16 protein-coding genes are annotated in these 25785 nt (G+C 59.0%); 5 read left to right on the forward strand and 11 right to left on the reverse strand.

Going from position 1 to position 25785, the window contains the following annotated elements:
* Nucleotides 1–38 precede the first annotated feature (38 nt).
* The 3 genes from SIAM614_RS21900 to SIAM614_RS21910 form a co-directional block, all read right to left on the reverse strand.
* The gene (locus SIAM614_RS21900; protein WP_006938001.1) at nucleotides 39–3893 is read right to left on the reverse strand and encodes a hydantoinase B/oxoprolinase family protein; all 3855 of its coding nucleotides are present in this window, start codon (nucleotides 3891–3893) and stop codon (nucleotides 39–41) included.
* Between the two features lie 16 nt (nucleotides 3894–3909).
* Nucleotides 3910–4647 carry an IclR family transcriptional regulator gene (locus SIAM614_RS21905; protein WP_006938002.1) on the reverse strand — a complete coding sequence of 246 codons (738 nt, stop codon included), beginning with the start codon at nucleotides 4645–4647 and terminating at the stop codon, nucleotides 3910–3912.
* Nucleotides 4648–4826: 179 nt separating this feature from the next.
* Nucleotides 4827–5978 carry an amidohydrolase gene (locus tag SIAM614_RS21910; protein WP_040440821.1) on the reverse strand — a complete coding sequence of 384 codons (1152 nt, stop codon included), beginning with the start codon at nucleotides 5976–5978 and terminating at the stop codon, nucleotides 4827–4829.
* Nucleotides 5979–6795: 817 nt separating this feature from the next.
* On the opposite strand from SIAM614_RS21910, the gene SIAM614_RS30765 reads away from it, so the two are divergent.
* A complete protein-coding gene (locus tag SIAM614_RS30765) occupies nucleotides 6796–7143 on the forward strand; it encodes a hypothetical protein (protein WP_006938006.1) in 348 nt (115 codons plus the stop codon).
* A gap of 108 nt (nucleotides 7144–7251) precedes the next feature.
* Here SIAM614_RS30765 and speB read toward each other — a convergent pair whose 3' ends face one another.
* Nucleotides 7252–8304 (reverse strand): agmatinase, encoded by a 1053-nt coding sequence (gene speB / locus SIAM614_RS21920; protein ID WP_006938008.1) that lies wholly within the window; start codon nucleotides 8302–8304, stop codon nucleotides 7252–7254.
* 359 nt (nucleotides 8305–8663) lie between these two features.
* Nucleotides 8664–9602 (reverse strand): AraC-like ligand-binding domain-containing protein, encoded by a 939-nt coding sequence (locus SIAM614_RS21925; protein ID WP_006938010.1) that lies wholly within the window; start codon nucleotides 9600–9602, stop codon nucleotides 8664–8666.
* Between the two features lie 234 nt (nucleotides 9603–9836).
* Here SIAM614_RS21925 and SIAM614_RS21930 point away from each other — a divergent pair, with 234 nt between their 5' ends.
* Nucleotides 9837–10736: an alpha/beta hydrolase gene (locus SIAM614_RS21930; protein WP_006938011.1), complete on the forward strand. Its 900-nt coding sequence runs from the start codon at nucleotides 9837–9839 to the stop codon at nucleotides 10734–10736.
* A gap of 146 nt (nucleotides 10737–10882) precedes the next feature.
* Here SIAM614_RS21930 and SIAM614_RS21935 read toward each other — a convergent pair whose 3' ends face one another.
* Complete coding sequence (locus SIAM614_RS21935) at nucleotides 10883–11980, reverse strand: helix-turn-helix transcriptional regulator (RefSeq protein WP_157140015.1); 1098 nt, start codon at nucleotides 11978–11980, stop codon at nucleotides 10883–10885.
* 443 nt (nucleotides 11981–12423) lie between these two features.
* Between SIAM614_RS21935 and SIAM614_RS21940 the strand changes: the two genes are divergently transcribed.
* The 3 genes from SIAM614_RS21940 (at nucleotide 12424) to SIAM614_RS21950 (ending at nucleotide 20109) form a co-directional block, all read left to right on the forward strand.
* The gene (locus SIAM614_RS21940) at nucleotides 12424–16944 is read left to right on the forward strand and encodes a VCBS domain-containing protein (protein ID WP_040440824.1); all 4521 of its coding nucleotides are present in this window, start codon (nucleotides 12424–12426) and stop codon (nucleotides 16942–16944) included.
* A gap of 67 nt (nucleotides 16945–17011) precedes the next feature.
* Nucleotides 17012–18784, forward strand: a complete 1773-nt coding sequence (locus SIAM614_RS21945) for a type I secretion system permease/ATPase (RefSeq protein WP_006938014.1) — start codon at nucleotides 17012–17014, stop codon at nucleotides 18782–18784.
* Nucleotides 18784–20109 carry an HlyD family type I secretion periplasmic adaptor subunit gene (locus SIAM614_RS21950; RefSeq protein ID WP_006938015.1) on the forward strand — a complete coding sequence of 442 codons (1326 nt, stop codon included), beginning with the start codon at nucleotides 18784–18786 and terminating at the stop codon, nucleotides 20107–20109. The genes SIAM614_RS21945 and SIAM614_RS21950 overlap by 1 nt, the downstream gene beginning before the upstream one ends.
* 233 nt (nucleotides 20110–20342) lie before the next feature.
* On the opposite strand, the gene SIAM614_RS21955 is transcribed toward SIAM614_RS21950, so the two are convergent.
* From SIAM614_RS21955 to SIAM614_RS21975, 5 genes are all read right to left on the reverse strand, one after another.
* Nucleotides 20343–20690, reverse strand: coding sequence for a gamma-glutamyltransferase (locus SIAM614_RS21955; RefSeq protein WP_006938016.1), 348 nt, complete (start codon nucleotides 20688–20690; stop codon nucleotides 20343–20345).
* A gap of 323 nt (nucleotides 20691–21013) precedes the next feature.
* A complete protein-coding gene (pglB, locus tag SIAM614_RS21960; RefSeq protein WP_006938017.1) occupies nucleotides 21014–22348 on the reverse strand; it encodes a polygalacturonase PglB in 1335 nt (444 codons plus the stop codon).
* 103 nt (nucleotides 22349–22451) lie between these two features.
* Nucleotides 22452–23240: a glucosamine-6-phosphate deaminase gene (gene nagB / locus SIAM614_RS21965; RefSeq protein ID WP_006938018.1), complete on the reverse strand. Its 789-nt coding sequence runs from the start codon at nucleotides 23238–23240 to the stop codon at nucleotides 22452–22454.
* Nucleotides 23241–23302: 62 nt separating this feature from the next.
* A complete protein-coding gene (locus tag SIAM614_RS21970; protein WP_006938019.1) occupies nucleotides 23303–24439 on the reverse strand; it encodes an ABC transporter ATP-binding protein in 1137 nt (378 codons plus the stop codon).
* Nucleotides 24440–24497: 58 nt separating this feature from the next.
* Nucleotides 24498–25691, reverse strand: coding sequence for a Gfo/Idh/MocA family protein (locus tag SIAM614_RS21975; RefSeq protein WP_006938020.1), 1194 nt, complete (start codon nucleotides 25689–25691; stop codon nucleotides 24498–24500).
* Nucleotides 25692–25785 lie beyond the last annotated feature (94 nt).

Genomic DNA, 25785 nt, shown 5'->3' on the forward strand with positions numbered 1-25785 from the left:
TGGATCGGTCTGTTTTCTTTTCTTTTTATCTTGAGCCCTCAGGCCCCTACCTTCCCTAGTTCCTTTTCCGCGCGTGCCTGTTCGGGCACCGCAGTGTTCTGGTAGTGCTGCCGCACGTGCTCCGGTGTCACGTAACCATGGGCCAGGTCGCGGGCCACGGCGGCCTGGTCGCGCTCGTCCGGGTTGCCGAAGCCGGCTCCACCGCCGAGCACAAGTTCGACGATCTGGTCGGTCGTGTGCAGGGACACCAGCGCGCCGGTGCCGCAGTCGCGCAGCAATTTGCCGTCGCTGCCTTGCACAAGACCGCGTGCCCCACCGCCTGCTTCGCCGCCGAACAGACCCGGGATCGGGTTGTCGACGCCTTCCGGATAGACCGAGACAAGCATCTCCAGGCCATCCTCATCGCGCTTGCGGAAGCGGACCATCTGGCCAAGCCCGCCCCGGCTCTTGCCGGCGCCGCCGCTGTCGGCCAGGAAGGTCTTTTCCAGCACCAGCACGGGAACGCGGCTCTCCATCAATTCAATGGATGTATTTGCTGCCGAGGTTGGCCAGAGCAGCGAGGAATGACCGTCCTTGCGCTCGGAGCCGCCCTGTCCGCCGCCGCAGAACAGCATGTCGGAATAGAACTGACCGTCACGGTCCTGGCCATAAATATTGGCTGCCACTGCCAGCCCGGTGAAGGATTGCACCTTGTCCGGGGCCGCCTGTGCCAGCGCCCGGAAGATGTTCGGCGCAAGATACCAGCCGGTACGTGTCCGCAGGTTCACCGCCGCCGGATAGGTCGGGTTCAGGATCGACCCCTCCGGTGCCTTTACCGTGAATGGACGATAGCACCCCGCGTTACCCCGCACCGAAGGTGTCAGCATGCATTTCAGCGGATAGGTGGCATGCGCTGCCGTGTAGTTCAGCGTGGCGTTGAGGCCACCTTGCGGCAGTTGCGGCGGAGCCCCGTCGAAATCGACGGTGATGCTGTCGTCCTCGACCTTCACCAGCACCGGATAGGTGATCGTTTCTCCCAGCGGATTGTTGGTGATGGTCGAGCGGTACTCGCCATCCGGCAAGGCACGAATGGCATCGCGCATCGCCTTTTCGGACAGACCCTGCACCACTTCCGCCAGAGCGCCGAGGTCATGCATGCCGTAGTCATGCATGAAGGCATCCAGCCGCTCGACGCCCAGCTTGTTTGCCGCGACGAAGGAGAAGATGTCGCCCAGCACCTGTTCACCGTTGCGCACGTTCTGCTTGATGAGGTGGATCAGCGTTTCGTTGGGAACACCCGCATCGAAAAGCTTCATCGGCGGGATCTGCAGGCCCTCTTCGTAAATCTCACGGGCGCGGAGCGAGTCCTTGGTACCGCCGATGTCGGAGACATGGCCAACCGTGCCCATCAGCCCGACGAGACGGCCATCCCGGAACGCCGGAGTGACGATGGCGATATCGAAGAGGTGGCCCGCACACAGCCAGGGATCGTTCGTGATCAGCACGTCGCCCGGCTTCAGCGTCTCGGCCGGATAGGCCTTGAGCAGCGCCTTGACCGCACGCGGCAGCGTCAGATTGAAGACCGGCATTGCGCGCGGGGAATGCGCCAGGGTCTCGCCGTCCTTGTCCAGGAGTTCGCAGGCAAAATCCTGAGCTTCGGCGATGACCAGCGAGAAGGCCGTGCGGCAGACGGTGAGCCACATTTCCTCCACCACGTTGACGAGGCGGGACCACATGATTTCCAGACCAATCGGATCGGACTGAATGCGTGCCACGGCATCTGCACGCGACATATCGACGGTCACCAGCGCATCGGCGGCCTTCATGGTGCCAAGCGTCACGCAAAGGTTCAGGCCATTGTCGATGGAAACGCTGTCGGAAGGTCCGATGACGGTCGTGGACTCGCGTTCCTCGATAATCGCCGGCCCCTTGATCTCGTCGCCGGACTGAAGAGCGTATCGGTCGTAGACGGCGGTCTCGAACGCGCCTTCGTCGAACCAGCACTGACGGTATCCCTTGATCCGTGTGGCAACGTCGCCGCCCCCAGCAGCGCCGGTCAGCGCCGGTTTCGGGGTCGGGCCAGCGACCCGGACGCGGAAGTTGACCGCTTCGAAACGCGCGCCTTCGAAAGGTTCCGCGTAGCGGGCCGAATAGGCACGCACAAAGGCTGCCCGGATATCCGGCAAGTCGGACTCGCTGAGGTCGTTGACCGGCAGCGGCACGGAGATGTCGTGCATCTGACCGACAAGCCGCATGTCCGCACTGCGTTCGATGATCGCATCGCCGCGGCCAATGCCAGCCCGCTCCAGGTGACGCAGTCCTTCTTCTTCAAGCTCGTGCAGAAGCGCGTTGACACCCGCTGCGTCGAAGCCAGGCGCAAGCTCCACTCTTAGCGAACGCACATCCTCGAAGGACAGGGGCGCGGCAAGGAAGCCGAGGGCCGATGCGGCACCGGACGCCGGCGGGATCAGAACGGAGCTGACACCCATGACACGGGCGACGTCCACCGCATGGGCAGGACCTGCGCCACCGAAGCCGACCATCGCATATTCACGTGGATCCTTGCCGCGTTCCACAAGGTGAACGCGCGCGGCCGAGGCCATGCTTTCCACGACAACCTTGTGAATGCCGAGCGCCGCCTCTTCCACAGACAGACCGAGCGGCTCCGCCACGCTGGCAATGGCCGAGCGTGCCGCGTCAAGGTCGAGCTTCATGCGACCGCCGAGGAAGAAGCCCGGATCGTAGTAGCCAAGCACAAGGTTGGCGTCCGTAACCGTGGGCTGCTTTCCGCCAAGGCCATAACAGGCCGGACCTGGATCGGAACTGGCCGAGTGCGGCCCGACTTTCAGGAGGCCCACTTCATCGATTGCAGCGATAGAACCGCCGCCCGCACCGATCTCGATCATTTCGATCACCGGAGCCTTGATCGGAAGGCCGGAGCCCTTGGTGAAACGGTGCACACGGGCGGCTTCCATCATCGGCGCCACTTCTGCGCGGCCGTCCTCAATCATGCAGGCCTTGGCGGTGGTGCCGCCCATATCGAAGGAGATGACGTCCTTCAGACCAGCCCCTTCAGCGAACAGCGCCGTCGCCAGTCCGCCACCGGCGGGACCGCTTTCGAGAAGCCGGATCGGGAAGTCGCGTGCAGTTTCCAGCGAAACAAGACCCCCGGCGGAATGCATCAGCCGCAGGGGGCCGGCAAAGCCGCGCGCTCTCAGCGCCTCTTCCAGCCGGGTGAGGTAACGGTGCATCAGGGGCTGAACGAAGGCATTCGCGCAGCTCGTTACGGTGCGCTGGTATTCTCCCATTTCAGCGACAACGTCGCTCGAAATCGAAACCGCCAGATCCGGGAAGGCCTCGCGCACGATTTCGGCGGCGCGGCGCTCATGCGCGGAATTGGCATAGGAATGCATGAAGACGATTGCGATTGCCTCGCACCCTTCGGCCACAAGTGCCTTTGCCGCGGACAGAACTGCGGCTTCATCGAGCGGGGTCACGACATCGCCGGCGGCGGTAACGCGCTCATCCACTTCCAGACGTAGGTCGCGGCTGACGATCGGATCCGGGAAGGAGACGAACAGGTCGTAAATGTCGTACCGCTGTTCCGTGCCCATTTCCAGAATGTCCCGGAAACCCTGAGTGGTGATCAGCCCGACCGGCGCGCCCTTGCGCTCGATCACCGCGTTGGTGACGAGCGTGGTGCCGTGAACGATCTCGGACAGATCGGCATGGCTGATGCCACGCATTTCCAGGATTTCTTCCAGCCCCTTCAGGGCCGCCTCGGATGGATCGTGCGGGGTGGTCAGGCGCTTGTGCAGCGTGACCGAAGCCGTCTGCCGATCATAGAGAACGAAGTCCGTGAAGGTCCCGCCAATGTCGAAGCCGACGCGCCAGCGGGGTTCGGAAGTGGTCATTCCAGTCGTCCTTTCATCAAATCTTCGGGGTGACAAAGCCGGTGTCACCCAGTTCTTCGGCTATCCGCGTCGCTCCTGCGGCAAGTGCGGCAAGCATTTCGTTGTGGCCGCTCTGATCGACGACCGCGTACGGGTAGACGATGCAGAGGCTGACAGCCTCGTCGGTGGCCGGGTCAGCAACCGCAATGGCAATTGAATCGACGCCGGGTGTCGCTTCCTGACTGGAGGTTGCGTAGCCCGTGGCCCGTACTTCGGAGAGTTTTTCAAGAAGGACATCAAGTGCGGCGTCGCCTTCATAAAGCGCCCGCACCTCTTCGTCCGTCAGCCGCGCCAGCAGCGACCGGCCGGTGGCGCTCATCGCGGCGGGAAGACGTCGGCCGATGTTGCTGACAACCCGCAGGGCGTTGGTACCGGGAAAATCCGCGACTGCAGTCACCTCCCGGCCTACGCGCAGCGTGATGTAACCGGTGTGCCCAAAGCGCAGTCCGACCTCGCTCATGACTTCGCTTGCGCGGCCGATCAGGCCCGAAGACCGGCGAAAAGCCGCCGCAAGGTCGAGCATAAGGCGGCCCGGCCTGTGGCGGCGGGTGTCACCGATGGTTTCCAGCATGCCGGCCTCACGCATTGCCTTCAGAAGCCGGGACGCATTCGCCTTGGGCATATCCAGGCGCGTCGTCACTTCCGACACCGTCAGGTCGGTGCAGTCTGCTCCGAAGAGCCTCAGCACATCAGCAGCATTCTTGAGGATCGACATCAGTCAAAGTTCCATTTTATGGATCTAGTGTTCCATTTTTTGTCACTATGTTGCGTTGAGAAATTTTGTCAACCGGAATCTGGATACCCATCATCCAACCGTGCGAACGCAAACGGCCGGCCCCAGAGAGGGCCGGCCGCGACAAGGAACTGAAATCGGAAAGAGAAATGTTCGGCGGATCAGCCGCCGCGCGTTTCAACGATGCGCGCAAAAATACTTGCGCCGACAGGCAGTATCGTGTCGTCGAAGACAAAGCCGGGATTGTGCAGCGGTACGTCGCCATTGTGGCCGAGGTTGAAGAAAGCTCCCGGAACCACCCGCAGCAAATCGGCCATATCTTCCGATCCCATGGTCACCTCCGCATCCGCCGCCGCGCTGTCGCCAACGACATCGCGTGCGGCACGGATGGCATCCGCGGCGCGATCCGGATCGTTGATGAGCACATCGAAGACACGGCGCACATCAACGTCGATCCGCACGTCATGGGCAGTGGCAACGCCGCTGCAGATCGCGCGAAGCCGGTGCTCGATCATGTCGCCGTCGGTCGCTTCCATGAACCGGAAGGTTCCGCGCAGGACAGCTTCGGAGGGAATGACATTGTAGGCGGAGCCTGCGTGAAATTCCGTCACCGACACCACAGCGGCGTGGGTCGGATCGGTGTTGCGCGACACGATCTTCTGAAGTTCGTTGATCAGTCCTGCACCGACCGCGATCGGGTCCGCCCCCATCTGAGGCATGGCGCCATGACTGCCCCGGCCGTGAACTTCGACATCGAAAAAGGCAGCGCCCGCCTGCGCCCTTCCCGGCCGGATGCTGACCTGTGAATGGGAGTTGTAGGGAGAATTGTGAAGACCGTAGAGCTCATCGCAGGGAAACCGCTCGAACAATCCGTCCGCCAGCATCGCCCTTGCCCCGCCGAGCCCTTCTTCCGCGGGTTGAAAGATAAACACCACGCGGCCCGCAAAATTACGGGTTTCAGCCAGATAGCGTGCAGCACCGAGCAGCATCGTCATGTGCCCGTCATGGCCACAGCCGTGGAAGACACCCGGGTTCTTGGAGCTATAAGGAAGGTTCGTCTGCTCTTCCATCGGCAAGGCATCCATATCTGCCCTGAGCCCGATCGTCCGGCCTGGACGCGCCCCTTCCAGGACGCCGACGACACCGGTTCCCCCGACACCACGCGTAACCTCGATGCCCCAGCTTTCCAGGAACCTTGCAACGTTGGCCGAGGTTCTTTCCTCGCAAAATCCGATCTCGGGAAATTCATGAAAATCCCGCCGGATCGCAGTGAGGTCATCGGCATAACTTGAAATGAGATCTAGGACGGGAATGGCTGGATCCTCCTGTTCACGGGCACCCGACGCTCGGTATTTTGACAGCTTGAGACCTTGGAAAGTGGATAGGACGGGTGGGAGCCTGTCACCTGGGCACGATTTCCAAACGCGATGCTGGGTACAACATTCGGACCGTTTGGCATAGCCGCCAATTTCCGTTTTAACCGGCCCTGTTCAGTAGACGAGCAGGTGCAAGACGGGGTGAAGTGAACACCCTTCAACTCGAAGTCGACCATGATCCCCAGCAACTGAAAGCCAATCCCATGAGGCGAACGTCAGCGGTCTTTCAACCATAAACCTCAAGTTGCCGATCTGCGGGTTGGAAAACGGACGGGCGAATGCCATCATCGGGGTTGTTTCGTTCTTTCATATTGTCTGCACAGGACACCTCAATTTCAGATGGAATCTCGTGGCAAGATATTTTACGGCGGAAAAGCAACATTTCGGGCTGGCAAAAGGCAGCGGTTTCGGGTGGAAAAAGACGGCCTGTCCAGCGGGACACAACCTGCGATATCCCGAAGGCCGACATCTGAACGCCAGCCGTCTGACAGGCTCAGGCAGGCTCCTGCCGTCACACATCGCTGGCTACCTGCAGCATTTCCAGTCAGCCAACACGGCAGAGTTCACCGGCACAACGCCCCCGGCCACCTCTGATGAACCCATCCGGTTCATTGGCTGACAGCTGGCAAACGCTGGCTGGTGGTGTACGCTGACCAAGTTTGTCGGAACCGTCGCGTTCAACTTCAACACCTTCGACGCGATCCATGCGCCGGCGGCCTGGTATGCTCAGGATCTCGTCATCTGGGTGCCCGGAATGATTGGATCCGTTTTGTTTCTGATCTCCGGCTATCTCGCCTATATCGAGGCAGGCCACGCGCACTGGTCGTTCAAGCCTTTGGAAATGGAATGGTGGATTGTCTTCATCAATTTTCTGGGCTGCATCGCGTTCATGGTCGCGTCAACGATTGCCTTCATCCCGAAGGGCGCAGAGCCGGTGTGGATCGGCCAGATGTCGAACGCCAATCTGTTCACGGGTGCCCTCTGCTTTTTCACAGATGCCGTACTCCTGATGATCGAAGCCCGGATGGATTGGGAAAAGACCGCGCATCTGTCCTTCTCCAGCGGGCAGGCCGAGCAATCTGGAGGGGTTTCTTTGTCTTGAGCCTTGCCATTCGACAGAGCGCAGGCGGCGGCTCATCCCGCATGGCCAAAAGCCTGCAGTAGTCGGACGAGCCTTCGCTGACAGGGAGACGGCGACCGCTCTCCGGTATCAGTCCCGATCAAAATGACCGCTGTTCACCATGAGACAAAGGATCGTGTGCAGGACCTGCGCAGCAATCTGAGCCGTGTTGCTGGTCGGATCGTATTGCGGTGCTACCTCCACCACGTCGCCGCCGATGATGTTGAGCCCGTTCAGGCCGCGCAAGATCTGCAACACCTCTCTCGGCTGCAGGCCGCCCACCTCAGGCGTTCCGGTTCCCGGCGCAAAGCCCGGATCCACACTGTCGATATCGAAGGAGACATAAGTTGGTCGGTCGCCGACGATCTCGCGCGCCTTTTCGATCAAACGGGGGATGCTCGCCTCGCCCACGTCTTCGGCGTGAACCACGGTCATGCCGCTTTCATAGGAGAACTCCCAGAGATATTCGGCCGGACCACGAATACCGATCTGGATCGTGCGGTGCGGGTCGAGCACACCGTCCAGAACAGCAAGCCGGAAAGGTCCACCGTGCTGGAACTTGGTCCCCTCGTAGGGACCAGCTGTATCGCAGTGAGCGTCGATGTGAATGAGGCCCACAGGCTCCTTTTCGCCGAGTGCCTTGAGAATGGACGCCGTGATGGAATGATCGCCACCCACGCTGAGCGGCCGCACGCCAGCGGCAACAAGGCGGCGATAGAAAGCCTCGATATCCTTGTGGCACTGGGCAAGATCGAAACGGCTGAGCAAGGGAACATCGCCGATATCCGCGATTTTCGCCTTGCCCATCGGAGAGGTCCTGAGCACGTGGTCGTATGGACCGATACGCTCGATGGTGCGCAGGGCCCGCGGGCCAAAGCGGGTGCCGTTGCGGTTGGTCACACCCAGATCCATTGGCACACCCAGCAATGCGATGTCCAGACCACCGAAATCGTCGGCGTCCTGAGCCTCCGGAAAGCCCCGTGCATCCAGAAATGTCGGTATGCCCGCGAAGGGCCATTTGCGCTTGTCGCCGCCACTGAACTGGGAACGGGCCACTTCCTGAAAATGCGGCTCAAAAATATCACCGCCGGCCGCATTGCCATATTTGTCGCGAAGGGCATCCAGATGCGCTTTGTCGACCATACTGAAATTCTCCTCATGAACGCGCACGACCTTAATGGGCCGCGGACTGGATGTGCTTCGGATTTTTCCGAAGTGATCGCGCCGATATTCTTATGTTTCCATGCGGCCAGAGGAGTTCCTCGAAGCCCACAACATGGCCAATACCGCAATTCGATATATGATTTGCAGAGGCAAAGCGTCCCAAGCAACGTAAGAAGTCGAAGCACAGGGGCTGCTCCGAAAAAGTTCTTTTGAGACGCAATCCAGCCTCAGGGCACCGCCACACAAGGCGCGGATTTTTTTCTAAGTCTTTCAACGCCAGAGCAGAAAGGCTTTTGACACTTCTCCTTCTGTGCATAAGCACAACAAATGCCTCGGCCTCATTTCCTGCGCAGTGTCTTGGGGGCGATGCCGAACTCCGCCTTGAAGGCACGGCTGAAATGGGCGGCGTCGTTGAACCCCCATCGGAACGCAATTTCGGTGATCGTGTCGCGGCAATGCGGCCGCGCGAGATCCGCGTGGCAGCGGCGCAGCCGCTCGCGCCGCATGAAGTTGCAGCAGGTGTCGTTGTTGTGCGCGAACACCGTATGGAGATATCGCAGCGAGACGCCATGCGCCTCGGCCACCGTCCTGGGATCGAGGCGGCCGTCTTCCAGGTTGTTGCGGATGAACCGGCAAAAGGCGGAAAAGTGGTCCCGGTGCGCCATCGATGCCGACGCCGGCTCCTGCCGCGTGGTGAGCGTTGCCATCAAGAGGCTCAGTATCGGCTGCATGACCGCTTCAGCGTCTTTTTCCTCGATTGTCGTGAAATCGCGCGCCAGCCGCCGAAGCGCTTCGGCTGAAATGCCGCTGACCGCGCTCAAATTCTTGACCACCGTTCCGGCAAACCGCTCGACGTCCCACTCCAGGCGCTTGGCCCGGAACTTCGGGATCAGCAACGTGAGCTTGTGCAGCCGGCTCGTGACCTTGAAATCCATTTCACGCTCGCTGTCCCACAGCACGAAGTCGCCCGCCGACAGCTCGGCCTGACGGTCTCCCTGACGAATGATCTCATGGCCGCTGAGTTCGAAAAGCACGCCGAAATAGGCCTCGTCGCTGTGGCGCAGTTCGGGTTTGCGACGTGAGCCCTCGCAGGGATCGCAAGAGCATTCGACCACACGGATGCCGTCGAGAATGCGCTCGCGAATGTCTGCATGAAATTCCGACGTCTCGGAAGGTCTGAGATCCCAATCCAGGTGCGTTCTGCTCAAGGCATGGCGCCAGGCCTCGAATTGAGCAGCGCCATGGAGGGATTGCGTCGACCAGGTCTCGGCATCCAATGTCTTGTCTCCTCCCGTGAGCGTGCCTCGACGCTCTTTGTGCGCGGATGGTCAAATCCCGGCGCATCCGCTGGCAAGACCGGACGTCCACCCTCGTACAACAATTGCTCATTCCGACGTCTCGCCTGCGCTTCGAGTTTAGGCGAACCGGGGAAATTTACCAGATGCCGGTGCATTGGCAGGCAAGCCCGCCTTAGCACCCGGCATCGAAGCTGCAAGGGAGGACGCAGACACATGCGCAAGGACATCGAGTTCAAGACAGAAGACGGCGTGACATTGCGTGGCTGGCACTATGTGCCCGACAACACATCCGGCCCGGTGCCAACCATCGTGATGGCACACGGGTTTTCGGCGGTGAAGGAAATGTACCTCGACCGCTTCGCCGAGGTTTTTGCCGCCGCCGGGCTCGCCGCGGTTGTTTTCGACAACCGCAATTTCGGAGCCAGCGAAGGCGAGCCGCGCTATGAGATCGACCCCTGGCAACAGGTTCGCGACTATCGGGATGCTATCACCTGGGCTGAAACCCTGCCGGAAACCGATGCCAAACGGATCGGTATATGGGGGTCAAGCTATAGCGGCGGTCACGTGATGGTGGTGGGAGCGCTGGATCGGCGGGTAAAATGCGTCGTCGCACAAGTGCCTCTCGCCAGCGGACACCGCAATGCGCGCCGGCTTATCCGCGCTGATTATCTCGCCGGTGTGCAGGCAATGTTCGATGATGATCGCCGTGCCCGGATGATCGGTGAACCGCCAGCGATGATCCCGGTGGTTGCCGAGGATCCGGCAGCCCCCTCCGCCCTGCCCACACCCGATAGCTGGACCTGGTTCACCGAGACCGGAAAGACCCGTGCGCCATCCTGGCACAACGAGGTGACCTTGCGCTCCGTTGAGATGTTCACCGAATACGAGCCGATCAGCTATGCCAAATACGTCAGCCCGACGCCGATGATGATTGTCGTGGCACTGGGCGACGTGCTGACAGTGTCGGACCTGGCATTGGAAGCCTACGAAGAGGCGCTCGGTCCCAAGCGGCTTGTGACGCTGAGCGGCGGTCATTTCGACGCCTATACGGATGATTTCGACGCCTCATCCGAACCGGCGGTCAAATGGTTCTGCGAACACCTGAAGCCATGACAAAATCTCCCCGGACGGCCTTCGGGCCGTTCGGATCTGTCTTGCGTGCGTCCTTCAGAAACTCCCCAAGTTCTTCACTCGGAGCTTATAGGGGCGCACCCGAACATCAATTGGCTACGTTGTGCCGAAGTCGTCGGCGAGGGCCTTTATTCGAAGACCTTGAAACGCTCATAAAGCTGAAAAAGTTGTTTCTGCGAATTGACCCCCATCTTGGTCATCGCTGCTTTCAATTGTTTTCGAACAGTGTCCTGCTGAACGCCTTTGCTGCGGGAAAATTCCGCAAGCGGTTCCATTGCAATGACCGCCGCAATTGTGGCGCTTTCTCCTACGCTCAGCCCATAAAACTGGGTGATACGCTCCAGCGTCCGCGACGACAGCACGTCCTGGGGGTTCAGCTGCACGATCTTGTAGGTCACCCAGCGCGCCGGTTCCAGCCGTCCATCAATGAAACGGGGAAGCGGGTTGAACACCTGAACGGCGTAAGTCGCATTCGACTTCTTGTCGAGAAGACGCACCAGAGGTGCTTCACCGTTGCGCACGCGCCGGTGGACTGCCTCCACCTTCTTCTGCTCCGCCGGATCACGGCAGACCAGTCTGCCATTCTGAATTCGAATAAAACCCAGGTCGAGCATATCCCGCGCCAACTGGTTCGCATATTCGATTTCACCATTGGCAAGCATGATGATTGCGTATGTCTGCGAGTCGTTGGCGGACCTGTGAACCAGCTCCCGCTCTGCCATCTCACTCCTCAATTGTCGAAGATGAAGCGCCTTTCTGGCGTGCACGACCAGTCTGGAGAAATCCTCCACCGCCTCTTTCGAGAAGTCCCCGTCCTTGCGGAGGCTCGTGACGCCGAACCACCCCAATCCACCGTCAACCGAGATGTTGCTGCCCATAATCCTGTTCACCCCGTACCGGGGAAACAGGTCGTTGTGGATCGGGCTGGAACGCAACCCTTCCGGTGTATTTAGCTGATCGTCCATCAAGACCTCCCCTACGCGCGCCCTGGAAATGAGCTTCAGCCGATAATCGTGATTGACATAGTGCTCGTGGTATTCGTCGAGAAATTCCGGGTCCATGTTTGCAGTAAAATTCAGTCCAATCGACGAGTTGCCCTCACCAAGAAGACACAGGTGAGATTGGGCAGCTCCAAGATGAGAAACGATTTCCGAAAGAGTTAAAGAAAACAACTCCTTAGTTTCGACAGCCTCATATAAATCTGAGATAAGTTTATCAAATTTCACGCACATTTCTAAGTAGCAACATCTGATTCAACACTAATAAAATCAAGAAAAGCAGCATGAAAACCATGCAATCGTACACACAACCCAAAAGGGAATCAATCCCGCGACCCGGGAACAAATATTTTTCTCGCCTATCGAAAAAATTAATAATTAGTTAATTCTGCCTAGAAAACTGACCAGACGTCATATTAACCCAGCGCAACGCATTGAAACTCTAAGCCTTTCTCCTAGTCCTTGTTTACGCTGCGGCTTTTTCGAAACGGCCTCTGAAGTCAGAGTTAACAATTTTTAAAAAAGGCACAGCCCCCATTTGGGGAATGGCTCATATTGAAACAGTCTGGCAATCCTGCTCGCGCATTTCAGCAAGGGTGATTTTTACACCCATTCTTTAATCACCGGTTGTCTCTCGCATTTAGCCGGTGGAATGAGTGAGGAATGGAATAATGCCTAATAACGTAAATCTTTCGGAATTTTTTGACTCAATCCGCGCTACTCTGGCCGAGATCAAGAGCAATACTTCCTCGGTAAACGACATTGAAGTCGTGGGTACCTACATCGAAGAAGATGGCAGTGACCCGGCGCCGGATGTTTCCAGCATCAATTTTGTTAACGGAACAACAGGCGATGATGTCCCTCTCAATGGCTCAGAGGGTCTTGACCTCGTTCTTGCCAGAAGCGGTAACGACATGCTCGTCGGTTACGGCAGCATCGATATCCTGCTTGGCAGTGACGATGTCGATACGATCGACTACTCCTACCTGAACGACACGGAAAACGGCATCTTCATCGACCTGCGCAGCGGTATCGCCGTCAGCAAGGGCGGTGACATCGATCTGCTGTCGTCCATCGAAAACGCCATCGGTACGGTCAATGACGACGTAATGCTCGGCAACGGCCTGAACAACATTTTCTTCGGTAATGGCGGCAGCGACATCATCGATGGCCGCGGCGGTAACAAGGACGTTGCCCAGTTTGTTGGCAAGGCTGAAGATTACGACATCAAGACCAACGAAGACGGTTCCGTCAGCATCACCAAAGACGGCGACACGACCACCCTTTACAACATCGAACTGGTTCAGTTCGGCGAAGGCAGTGAAGTCGGTGACATCCATCTCTTCAGCGTCACGGATGGCGCTCTCGTCGCTCATAACGATGCAATCGACGTCACCGAAACCACTGACGACGACGAATCGGAAGTTGCGGCAACCTTCAACGTTCTCGGCAATGACGACGAAATCGGCGAAACCGGTGGCCAGGTCATCACCCAGCTGGCTTTCAAAACGGCCGGTGGCGCGATAATCAACGTCGATGCCGTCGCTGATGCAGATGGCATGCTGGAGGTCGAGGGCAAATACGGCACCTTGTTGCTGAACGTCGAAACGGGCGAAGCCAGCTACGTCTATTCCGAAGAAGCAAACCGCCTTGCAGATGGCCAGAAGGGTGTCGATACCTTCGTTTATCAGGTTGTCGGTGGCGACAAGGCCGAATTCAAGGTCACGGTTACCGGTAGCAACGATGCTCCGACGATCGGCGACGACATCTCCCTGAACTTCGTGCCCATCGTTGAGTGGCCAGGCACAGAGGACGCAGGCTACGTCCATTCCCGCAGTGGTGTCTTTGAAGTCCACGATCCGGACACGGTCGTCAATCCGGACAATTTTCAAGTCATCATCAGCGAACCGAACCTTACCCTGGCCTCCGGTGCCGGTGACATTCTGGAAATGCCGGGCGATATCTACGCCTCCCTCACGGCCAAGGACTCGAATTTCTTTATCTGGACGTTCGATCAGTTCGACGACGAGGGCCGGGTAACCTATTCGTACAAGGTTCAGGACAAGGCCATCGACTTCCTTGCCGAAGGCGACGCTCTGACCATCGAGTACACGCTTACGGTCCAGGACAAGAATGACCCGGACTCTTTCGTCGAGCGCCCGGTCACCGTGACCATCATCGGCACCAACGACCAGCCGGAAATCCTCGTCGAGCAGAGCGTTCTTGACTTCGCGGTTGATGAAGACCTCAACGCCAATCCGCAAAATATCGGCGAGCTGACCGGCAACATCGTCGTCGATGATCCGGATCTGGGCGACACGCTCTACATCTCGGTCGAAGGCAACGGTTCGCCGGCCTATTCGGAAGGCGATATTCCCGATGGCGTCGACATAAGTAGCCTTCTGACGGCCGGCAACTTCGACTTCACCAGCGGAACGGCACTGGACAACATCTTCTCCGTACCGAAGGGCGAAGACGGCAACGTCGAGTTCACCTATGCCTACAACGGCTCGGCCAATCTCGACTGGCTGGCGGACGGCGAAACGCTGACCCTGACGTTCGACGTGAAGGTCAGTGACCGGAACTGGTTCCCGGAAGGCACCGACACCACCCAGATCACCATCACCATCACCGGTACCAATGACGTTCCGACGCTGACTGCGGTCGACGTGAGCGGTTCCATCGTTGAAGGCGATCCGTCGACCCTGTCCGACACCGGCTCAATCGAGTTCACCGATCTCGACCTCTCCGATACGCCAACGGCAACTTTCGCGGTCAAGAGCGTTGAAGGTCTTGATGGTGTCGGCCTCACCCCAAGCCAGATCGCGAACATTCAGGCCGGCTTCGGACTGTCCGCTGACCCGGGCAACGCGAACAACGGCACGATCAACTGGTCTTACAGCGTCGCGGAGGAGCATCTCGACTTCCTCGCCGCAGGTGAAAAGGTCGAAGTCGTCTACACCGTTACGGTCGATGACGGCAACGGCGGTGTCGTGGATCAGGATGTCACCATCACGATCACGGGCACAAACGACGCTCCGACGATCGGCAACGACCTGTCCCTGAACTTCCTGCCCATCGTTGAATGGCCGGGCACAGAGGACGCAGGTTACGTCCATTCCCGCAGTGGTGTCTTTGAAGTCCACGATCCGGACACGGTCGTCAATCCGGACAATTTTCAAGTCATCATCAGCGAACCGAACCTTACCCTGGCCTCCGGTGCCGGTGACATTCTGGAAATGCCGGGCGATATCTACGCCTCCCTCACGGCCAAGGACTCGAATTTCTTTATCTGGACGTTCGATCAGTTCGACGACGAGGGCCGGGTAACCTATTCGTACAAGGTTCAGGACAAGGCCATCGACTTCCTTGCCGAAGGCGACGCTCTGACCATCGAGTACACGCTTACGGTCCAGGACAAGAATGACCCGGACTCTTTCGTCGAGCGCCCGGTCACCGTGACCATCATCGGCACCAACGACCAGCCGGAAATCCTCGTCGAGCAGAGCGTTCTTGACTTCGCGGTTGATGAAGACCTCAACGCCAATCCGCAAAATATCGGCGAGCTGACCGGCAACATCGTCGTCGATGATCCGGATCTGGGCGACACGCTCTACATCTCGGTCGAAGGCAACGGTTCGCCGGCCTATTCGGAAGGCGATATTCCCGATGGCGTCGACATAAGTAGCCTTCTGACGGCCGGCAACTTCGACTTCACCAGCGGAACGGCACTGGACAACATCTTCTCCGTACCGAAGGGCGAAGACGGCAACGTCGAGTTCACCTATGCCTACAACGGCTCGGCCAATCTCGACTGGCTGGCGGACGGCGAAACGCTGACCCTGACGTTCGACGTGAAGGTCAGTGACCGGAACTGGTTCCCGGAAGGCACCGACACCACCCAGATCACCATCACGATCACCGGTACCAATGACGGACCGGTCTTCTCTGGCGGTGTCTTCGAAGGTGCGATCGAGGAAGCCAATTCGCCGGCAGAACTCGAGACATCCGGTGAAGTCTTCTTCTCCGACCTCGACCTGTCCGACACGCCGGAAGTGACCGCTCAGTTCACCTCTGTCGAACCCGTCGCGGGCAGTGGCTTCACGCTGACCGAAGACCAGAAGGTTGCCTTCGCGAATGCACTGACGGTGCAGCAAGCGGGCGGTTCCACCAACAACGGAAGCGCCACCTGGACCTTTGCAATCGCCGCAACGGCACTCGACTTCCTCGCCCAAGGCGAACAGCTGGAAGTCAAGTACCTCTTGACCGTTACGGACGACAGCGGAGAGACGGATACTCGGGAAGTCATGGTTGTCGTCACCGGCACCAACGATGATCCGACAATCGTCTCTGCGGATATCCTGGGCGAGGTGACGGAAGCCGGTGTCGACGAAGCAGGGACCGATGTCACTTCTGGCCAGATTGTCGGCGCAGATGTCGACATCCGGGACGTTCTGACCTACTCCGCCTCTGTTGTAGACGGAGCACTGGGTCACTTCAGCATTGATGAGGACACCGGTGAATGGACCTACACCATTGACCAGTCCAACGCCAATGTTCAGGCACTCAACGAAGGCGACAGTGTTGAGGAAGTCTACACGGTAACGGTTTCCGACAACAACGGCGGCACCGTCACCACGGACGTAACCATCACCATCAACGGCACGAACGACGCCCCGACCATTGAGAATTACACGGGCTCGTTCACTGTGGTGCACAGCAACACAGACAACGAGGAAAGCAGCTTCAATCTTCTCGAGCTGCTGAATGCCAATGACGTTGACGATGGCGAGACTGAAACGCTCCAGATCGACGAGATCACCGGTACTTTGAGCCTGGCAATTGCAGGCCATCAGGTGACCCTCGACATTGCCGATCTGGAAGCTGCCGGCCTTCTGAATATCGGCGAGGCTGATGGCAGTGTCACCTTCACCCAGAACCTGGAACGTATTATGGCCCAGGTGATGGACAAGGGCGAAACCGCCAACATGTCCGGCACTGTCACCGTCAAGGATGTCCATGACGCCGTCTCCAACTCCGCGGACTTCGATATCGAACTGTCGGTGGATCCGGACAAGACGAACACCTTCGGTGGTGACGACTGGACCACTGCGGACGGTGCCGGTGAGATCCCCGAGATGCTCGTCCCGACATTTGGTGAAGACGGCGATCACGGTCCAGTGATCGTCTGATCCTGAGATTGCTGGAGAGGGCGCAAGCGCCCTCTCCTCCCTTTTATTTATTTTTTGGAGAGTCTTCATGGCTGTGCGCAGCGCAAGGGAAAGCGTTTATCCCGCTCTCAAGGTCTATCGCTCTTCCTGGGCCGGCTTTTTTGCCGTTGGTTTCTTTTCGATCTTTGTCAATCTCGGCACCCTCGCTTCACCTCTCTACATGCAGCAGATCTTCGACCGGGTGATGCAGAGCGGCCACATCGAGACCCTCGTCTTTCTGACAATGATCGTGATTTTCTTTCTGGCAGTGATTGCCGTTCTTGATGCAATCCGGGGGTCCATCCTCGCCAGCATTGCGAAATGGTGGGACGAAACCGTCCACGCCGATCTGCTGCATGCCGTCATCCAGACGGCAAGGTCCACCGGCAGATCCCACTCTCATGCCATGAACGACCTGGCAACCATTCGCCAGTTCGTCGGCAGTTCAAGCGTACTGCCTTTCTTCGACGGGCCATGGGTTCCCTTCTTTGTCGGCGCTATCATTCTCATACACCCTGCCCTTGGCTTCGTCGCCATCGCGGCAGGTGTGCTGCTTGTGATAATCGCAGGTATAAACGACACGGTCACCCGCCGCCGGATGGCCGGCGCTGCGGCGGCTCGCGTGCGGGCACAGCAGACAATTGACATCGCCACGCAGCACGCGGAAAGCGTCTACTGCATGGGCATGCTGCCTGGCGTTCTCGCCCGCTACCGGAACGACAACGAACTGGTGGCCAACTCGACTTTCAGCGTCGCCTCCTTTTCAGCGAAGACCGCCGCTGTCACCAAGTTCATCCGCTTCACCGCGCAGATCAGCGTCTTGGGTCTCGGGGCCTATTTTGCAACGCTCGGTGAAATTACGCCGGGTGGCATGATTGCAGCGTCAATCATCATGGGGCGCGCGCTTGCACCTGCCGAGCAGGCTATCGGCGCCTGGCGAGGCATCGTCGGCGCTATGCAGTCTCATCGCCGACTGAGAGATATTTTCCTGGCGGCCCCGCTCCACTTCGAGAAGACCCAGCAGCCAAACCCCAGCGGCCGCCTGCAGCTCAAAGGTGTCAATCTGCTCGTTTCAGGCCAGGAACGGCCGTTGCTGCGCAACATCACGATCGACATCAAGCCGGCTACCCTGAACGCAATCGTTGGCCATTCCGGGTCTGGCAAGAGCACCTTGTGCAAATTGCTTATCGGCGCGATGGATCCGAGTTCCGGTTCAGTGCGTCTTGACGGTGTTGCCATGGGCAACTGGGACCCGCAACAGCTTGGTCGGAATATCGGCTACCTGTCGCAGTCCGTGGAACTGCTCCACGGCACCGTGAAGGAAAACATCGCCCGGATGGGCGAGCCGGACGACGAAAAGGTTGTGGCTGCCGCGCGGCTTGCTGGCTGCCACGACATGATCAACGGATTACCGAACGGCTACGAAACCATGATCGGCCCGGGCGGACTTCGCCTGTCCGGGGGGCAGGCTCAGCGGGTCGGTCTGGCCAGGGCGATCTACAACCTGCCAAAGCTGATCATTCTCGATGAACCGAACTCCAACCTGGACAGCGAGGGCGAAGCGTCGCTTCAGGAGTGTCTCGTTCTCCTTCGGGAAAAAGGTTGCACGGTCATCATCGTCAGCCACAGGCCGTCGGCTCTTTCGAAGGTCGATCTGATTATCACCCTCGCGGACGGCGCAATTCAGAAGACCCAAACCGGCGAGGAGTTCATGAAGCACGCCATTCGTCCGGTCAGCGATATCCTGCAGAAACTTGGCAAGATCCAGCCAGCGAAAGCAAAAGGCGCTTCACCAGCCACCGATACACAGGGAGGTCAGTGATGAACAAGCAACCTAACCCGGCGTCGTTGCTCCGCCGCTCCATTCGATTTCATTGGGCCCTGGGTTTCCTCGTCGTCGCAATTTGTTTCTTCGGCACGGGGATCTGGGCAAGTCTCGCGGAACTGTCGTCGGCCGCTATCGCTGCCGGCAAGGTCAGCCCGGACGGAAGTTTGCGCGTGGTGCAGCATCTCGAAGGCGGCATAGTGCGCGAGCTCAATGTCAAAGAGGGTGATTTCGTCAAGGACGGTCAGGTGCTCATGGTTCTTGACCAGGCCCTGGCGACGGCGAACTACCTGTCGATCTATCGCAAGCACCAGCGTTATTCGGTGACCAGAGACCGGTTGCTGGCGCAGGAGCGCGGCGATGAATACTTCGAGGTGAAGATGCCGTCGGTGATGTCAGTGGACAAAAGTTACAGGCAGTTCGTCGACAACGAGATTACGAAATTCAAGGTACGGCGCGAGCTTCTCGATAGACAGACCAAGACCTATCGCGTGCAGGCTGGCCAGGTTGAAGCGGAGATCAAAAGTCTTGAGGCTCAGATCGACGGCATGGACGAGCAGATCGTGCTGCTGGATCAGGAGCTTGAAAGCAAGAAAGTCCTGATGAAAAAGGGTCTCATGCGGCAGCCTGAACTTCTGGCTTTGCAACGCAAGCGGGCAGAGTTGTGGTCAGAGCGCAATGCCATCGGATCAACGATCGCCCGTGCCCGGCAGAAGATCGAGGAAATCAAGATTGCAGAGCTGACGTCCGTCAGCGAGGAACGTGAGAAGGTTGCCAAGGAACTGTCGGAGATCAACGCCGAGATCGCTCAGGCCGACGAGGCGCTTTCTGCAACTTCCGACATTCTGAGCCGTACGGAGATCATCTCCCCGATCGAAGGACGGGTGCTCAAGGTCAACTACAAGACGGTTGGCGGTGTCGTACGTCCGGGCGAACCAATCATCACCATCGTTCCTGAAAACGAGGAACTGATCCTCGATACGCGCCTGCGGACATCCGACATCGACAACGTCATGATCGGGATGGGTGCCAAGGTTCAGCTCACGTCCTTCATGGGGCGGCACATGAAGCCCTTGAAAGGGCACGTCTTCCAGGTCGGCGCCGATGCTGAAACCGACGATCAGACGGGAGAGCAGTACTACACGGTGCGGGTCCGGGTCACATCCGACGACATCCTGGCGGCCGGAGGCGGCTTTGAGCTGGTGCCGGGCATGCCCGCGCAGGTCTTCATCCAGACAGGAGCCCATACACCGATGCGCTATCTCCTGGATCCTGTGCTGCAGTCCTTCGGACGAGCTTTCCGGGAAGAACGTGTTCTGTAACAGGAAAGCGTCGAGCAGTTGAGGCTGACGGTTGTCAGTCCTGGCGCGAGCACAAGTCTCAGTGTCAGGACACAACATCGCTCGAGGAAAATCACGCCGGGGGCATGCCGCCGGCGTGATTTTCGTAAAAACCCGGAGCTGTATATGGGCCACAAGATCTGGATGCCTTGCCGTGGCAGCGGTTAAAAGTCCAAAGCAGCAGGACGCTCAAGGCCAAGTCGGGACGTTTCTATCTAGAACCCCAGTGCGATACCGTCCTTGCGGGATTCCGAGGCACCGGTGAGAGTGCCGTTTTCCCAGTCGATCCGGATAACCTGAGCGCCCCCGATAGGATCCGGAGACGGAACCAGCTTGAAACCCCGGCGCTCAAGTTCCGTAGCGACCGCCGGCGGAACGGTGTGCTCGGCTTCAACGCGCGTGTCGTTGCCTCCGACCGGAATAAGCCGGGGCAGATCAATGGCCTCCTGCAGGTCCATGCCGTAGTCGAATATCTTGGACACAAGATGAGCGTGGCCCATGGCCTGATAGTAGCCGCCCATGACGCCGAAGGACATTTCGGTGCGGCCGTCGCGGGTGACCATGCCGGGACTGGCGTGTCTAGCAGTCTGTCAAGCTAATTCAGGCCCGGCTTCCAGCAATTGATAAGCTGAGCCTGCGTCTGGCCCTTAAGCACAAGGCGTCTGCCCCGAAACTGAAACGTCAGACCGGGGATCACCGCAAAAGCGGCTGTTAGAGAGGCAGATGATCAATCAGATGGTTTGAAAGCGAGCGAAGTTCCGCGGAGCTGCCGGAATGTAACGAAGGCTTTCGCGGAGCGTGGTCAGACGCCCCGCAAGTGTCTCTCTGACAGAGGTCGCCTGATATAAGTCGGCCAAGATATGCGCTACCGCGAGCCACATCCAACCTAGAGCGGCGTTTTCGAAGCCGTAACCTGTTGTTGCCGGTTCCATCCCGCAGGCAAGGGCTCGGGCCGCTCGATCCGGACATCCTCGCACTGAAGGCTGTCCACATTGAGCGCAAAAAGGCCCGGCAGACCGTCCGGATAGGCGAAAAGGCCGAGCACCGCTCCCAAAGCGTCCTTGACGTAGGCATTGGCCCGGCCGCTGACGTCTTTCGCCGGCGCAAGATCATGCGCGGTCGGGCGCAAATCGTAGCGTTCGCCGGTGCCAAGCAGACCGGGCCGCTGCTGAAGGTTGATCCGGCGCAACACAAGGCCTTTGATTCCGGCATTACAGAGCGCGGCAAGATTGATAGCACCTTCCATGGTGCCGGAAATATCTTCAAAAAGAACGTCAGAGACCGCCCCGGCGGGCGCTTCGGGTCGACGATCGAGAACATTGACGGTAATCGCCTCGCCGGAGCCCCAGAAGCCGTCCCGAGTTTCATGGCACTCGACCGTTATGCGCCGGAACGCAACACCGTCGATCTCACCGCCGTCGCGCGAGAAAATGCCCAATGCCCGGTTGGAGGAAACGACGTCGCAATCCGCGAATTCTATGTCTTTGAAATCGGAAAAGGATTCCGTCCCGATTTTCAGAGCGCAGCTTTGGCTCTCAATCCGGCATTTCCGAATGCGAATGGACCGGCATGGCCCGGTGGGAACACCGCTCGCCCGCCGGGTTGTCTTCAGCACGATGCCGTCGTCAGCAGTCGCGATGTTGGTGTTCTCGATGTCCACGTTGCTGCAGGAATCGATGACGATGCCATCCGTGTTCGGCATCAACCGGTCGTTTTCAATGGTGACCCGAGCTATGCCAACCTGCTCGCAGGCGATGAAATGCAGCGTCCACATCGGCGAATTGCGAATGGTGATGTCTTCGATGTGCACATCCCGGCAGCCATCGAACACCATCACACGGGGGCGCAGACGCGCGGGCAGATGCGTTCCCACGTCGTCAAGCTCGCCGGCAATGAAGTCGGCACCCGGTGCCTCGATGACACCCTTGCCGGTAATGCGAATGCCCTTGACGTCCTTGGCAACCAGCATTGCCCTGTCCGAGTCCTCGGCAATGACATCGACCGTGGTGGAGGCATAAGCGACATAGTCGCCGGATGGTTTGAGGACAGCACCTTCGCAAAGATGAAGATGCACTCCGCTGCGCAACACGAGGCCGCCGGTCTGATAAACGCCGGCTTTCAGAACGAGACGCTGACCGCTCTCGCTGGCCTGGTCGAGAGCAGCCTGAAGGCGAGCCGTCGCATCGCCTTCCTCTGAAGTGAACATGATGTCATGCGTCATGATGAATGGGGTTCCGTGCAGCTATGGCGCCCGCAGGCACATTCGGTTCATCAAGCACGTTGCAGCCTCACGGCCGCGCGCAGTGCTCTTTTCAAGACCCGGTTCAACGGGGTTCTATCTGGGCCGGGGCTCCATCGGGGTGAACCCTTTGATAATAGTCGAAAAGCTGCAAACTGGCCGCCGCCTCCCGGTCGAGCAGCATGGTCGCGTGCCTGTGCAGTTGTAGTGCGGACGCCGGACAGGTCGCCGCAAGTGGCCCCTCGATAGCCTTTGCAACCGGCTCCGCTTTTGACGCCCCGATTGCCAGAAGAACACAGTGCCTTGCGTCCAGGATTGTCCCGATCCCCATGGTCAGCGCGTAATGCGGCACGTCTTCCAGTCTGTCGAAAAACGGCGCATTCGCCTCTCGCGTATCCGCCGTCAGGGTTTTCACTCTCGTGCGGGAGGATAGGCTCGACGTCGGTTCGTTGAAGCCGATGTGTCCGTTTCGACCGATCCCCAGCAACTGAAGATCAATTCCACCAGAGGCCGCGATAGCTGTCTCATAGCGCCTGCATTCCGCCTCGGCGTCTTCACAGTCCCCTTTCGGCAGATGTGTTTTCGCCAGATCGATGCCGACCCGGCTGAACAGACGCTGACGCATGTAAGTGTGATAGCTCGCCGGATGCGCTGGCGGCAGGCCGAGATATTCGTCGAGGTTGAAACTGCTGACACCTGCGAAGGAGACACCCGTCTTCCGCACGCCATCTGCCACCTGGTCGTAAACGGCTTCCATCGTGCCGCCCGTGGCAAGACCAAGAACCGCATCAGGCTTCAGCCGCACCTGGTCAAGCACAAGGCGTGCTGCTGCCGCGATGGCATCCTTGGCGTCAGGAAAAATCAGGACTTTCATTCAAGATCCTCTTGGCCGGCTCCGGCTGGAGCCGGGTGACTTCTGCAATCCGCCCGGGGGTGTCAGACGGCTCCGGCAACGGGCAAGGACGGATCCATTTCACTCGCATCGACGCGGCGTTCCAGGGCCATGCCATCGCCATCGAAGAGATGACAGTCACGCCCCCTGAGACCCACGGTCTGCGGCACGCCGGCCTTCGCCGGCACCATGCTGTGGAAGAGCGAGGTGAAGGTCTCATCGCTGCCTTCGATGGACGCATAGACAAGCGTGTGGATGCCGAGATGCTCGATCACGGTCGGCATGACCTGAAGCTCAGCCTCCCCCTGCCCCAGCAACAGATGTTCCGGCCGGATGCCCAGGGTCAGCGATGCACCCTGCAGGTCGCCACTGACCTCTACCGGAACCGTGAGCTTCGAGCCGTTGGCAAGTGCCACGGTTGCACCGTTTTCGTCGCAAGCCGTGCAGGTGACCGGCAGAAGGTTCATCTTCGGATTGCCGATGAACTGCGCAACGAAGAGATTGGCAGGCTTGTGGTAAAGCTCTAGCGGCGACCCAACCTGACTGATCGAGCCCTGGTCGAGAACGACGATCCGGTCCGCCATGGTCATCGCCTCGACCTGATCGTGCGTGACGTAGATCATCGTCGCGCCAAGGTCGTTGTGGAGCTTGGAAAGCTCGATGCGCATCTCGGCCCGGAGCGCCGCATCGAGATTGGAAAGCGGCTCGTCGAAGAGAAAGACGGAAGGCTCTCGCACGATCGCCCGGCCGATGGCGACGCGCTGCCGCTGTCCGCCCGAAAGCTGGCCGGGCTTGTGCTTGAGCCGCTCGTCAAGCTTCAGGATGGCCGAAACGCGGCGCACCTTGCGGTCGATCTCGTCTTTCGGCAGCTTGTCGACGCGCAGCGGAAAGGCGATGTTCTCATAGACAGACATATGCGGATAAAGCGCATAGGACTGGAACACCATCGCAATGCCGCGCTTGGCCGGTTCAAGTCCGTTGACCACCTTGCCGTCGATCTTCACATCACCCGAGGTGATTTCTTCCAGGCCCGCGATCATGCGCAACAAAGTCGACTTGCCGCAGCCGGACGGCCCCACGAAAACGACGAATTCGCCGTGGTTGATCGCCATCGAGACGCCTTTTATGACTTCGAACTTGCTGAAGGCTTTGCGCACATCAACCATTTCAAGCATTCCCATGACTCAACTCCGTCATTGTTTCATGATGCAGGCGCGCTCTTTCCAGAGGCGATTGGCATCAGCTCTTCGCTGTCAGCCCGTAGCTGTCGAATTGGTCCCAGACCGCACCCATGTCGACGACCGAACGATTGCGGCGTGCCTCGTCAATCTTGATCGCCGTTAGCCCCGCCTCGAGCGCATCGCGCACGGTCACCTTCAACGGCACGCCCCGGTCGAGAAAAGCCGCGATGTCGACCGCCATCTGGTCGTCTGCGCCGGAATGGTTGTCTCTGCCCGTACCGACGCTCGGATCTTCGAAAAGTGTCTGTGATGTCAGGGCATCGGTCAGCTTGAAGGTGCAGCGGACAAAATCGCCCTCCGCCATGCCCCTTGTGCCGATAACTGCGAACCGGCGGAACTCGTCGGGCACGTTCATGTTGGTGTGGAAGGCCATGGTCGCGCCGTCCTCGTATTCGATCAGCGCCGTCTGGTAATCGATGATGTCCGCGTCGCTCTCGAATTCGGAGGACGTGCCGCCCCAGCGCGGTTCGAACGGGTAGACCCGATTGCCGCGCGAAGGCTCAGCGCGCAGCGCAAGCGCCCGGTAATCCGGAAGTTCATCCGGCTTGTTCTCGGGAAGGAAGCTTTTTCGGCCGCCGAAGCTTGAGACAAATTTTGCGCGCCTGCCGACAACTCCCTGATAAAGGTCGAGGTCATGGCAGCACTTTTCCAGCATGAAACCGCCGGAATACTTCACGTAACGGCGCCAGTCCCGCATGAAGAAACTGCCGTGATAGGGAGCGATGTGTTCCGAGGCCTCTATCGAGACAATCTTTCCAAGCTGGCCTTTGGCCTGGGCATCCTTCAGCATCTGGTAGAGCGGAGCATATCGCAGGACGAGGCCGATCATGAGGCGCTGCATGCCGTCGTGAGCGCGCATCAGTTCCAGAAGTTCGAAGGTTTCCGCCTCGCTGATAACAACGGGCTTCTCGGTAAAGATGTAGGGAACCGAGGATTTGAGCGCTGTCCGCAGGTGTCCGATATGCATGTGGTTCGGCGAGCCGATCATCAACATGTCCAGCGCTTCGCCGTCGAGCATCTCCTCAAGGGTTTCATAGCCGTTCAGCGTGGTCCCTAAGCTGGTCTCCAGAAAGGAGAGCCCTGCCGGCGCGGGATCGGCGTATGCGGCGAATTCCAGATCAGCTTTCTGCGCCTTCAGGCAGCGTGCCACGTGTGACATTCGCGATCCCAGGCCGACGATACCGACTTTCATTTGTCCCTATTCCCAGTGCTTTGCGCTTTAGACCAAGGCCACGATTCCCGCGCTCTTAAAGGGAATGCGTGCCGCCCCGGATGCAAGTCTGATT

The sequence above is a fragment of the Roseibium aggregatum IAM 12614 genome (genome assembly GCF_000168975.1).
Classification (GTDB): Bacteria; Pseudomonadota; Alphaproteobacteria; order Rhizobiales; family Stappiaceae; genus Roseibium; species Roseibium aggregatum.

Excerpts from the sequence above, each read along its gene's own strand:
- SIAM614_RS21900 (WP_006938001.1), bottom strand. The coding sequence starts at position 3,893 with ATGACCACTTCCGAACCCCGCTGGCGCGTCGGCTTCGACATTGGCGGG.
- SIAM614_RS21940 (WP_040440824.1), top strand. The coding sequence starts at position 12,424 with ATGCCTAATAACGTAAATCTTTCGGAATTTTTTGACTCAATCCGCGCT.
- pglB (WP_006938017.1), bottom strand. The coding sequence starts at position 22,348 with ATGACGCATGACATCATGTTCACTTCAGAGGAAGGCGATGCGACGGCT.
- SIAM614_RS21970 (WP_006938019.1), bottom strand. The coding sequence starts at position 24,439 with ATGGGAATGCTTGAAATGGTTGATGTGCGCAAAGCCTTCAGCAAGTTC.
- SIAM614_RS21955 (WP_006938016.1), bottom strand. The coding sequence starts at position 20,690 with ATGGTCACCCGCGACGGCCGCACCGAAATGTCCTTCGGCGTCATGGGC.
- speB (WP_006938008.1), bottom strand. The coding sequence starts at position 8,304 with ATGGTCGACAAAGCGCATCTGGATGCCCTTCGCGACAAATATGGCAAT.
- SIAM614_RS21930 (WP_006938011.1), top strand. The coding sequence starts at position 9,837 with ATGCGCAAGGACATCGAGTTCAAGACAGAAGACGGCGTGACATTGCGT.
- SIAM614_RS21945 (WP_006938014.1), top strand. The coding sequence starts at position 17,012 with ATGGCTGTGCGCAGCGCAAGGGAAAGCGTTTATCCCGCTCTCAAGGTC.
- SIAM614_RS21905 (WP_006938002.1), bottom strand. The coding sequence starts at position 4,647 with ATGTCGATCCTCAAGAATGCTGCTGATGTGCTGAGGCTCTTCGGAGCA.
- SIAM614_RS30765 (WP_006938006.1), top strand. The coding sequence starts at position 6,796 with ATGATTGGATCCGTTTTGTTTCTGATCTCCGGCTATCTCGCCTATATC.
- SIAM614_RS21975 (WP_006938020.1), bottom strand. The coding sequence starts at position 25,691 with ATGAAAGTCGGTATCGTCGGCCTGGGATCGCGAATGTCACACGTGGCA.
- SIAM614_RS21950 (WP_006938015.1), top strand. The coding sequence starts at position 18,784 with ATGAACAAGCAACCTAACCCGGCGTCGTTGCTCCGCCGCTCCATTCGA.
- nagB (WP_006938018.1), bottom strand. The coding sequence starts at position 23,240 with ATGAAAGTCCTGATTTTTCCTGACGCCAAGGATGCCATCGCGGCAGCA.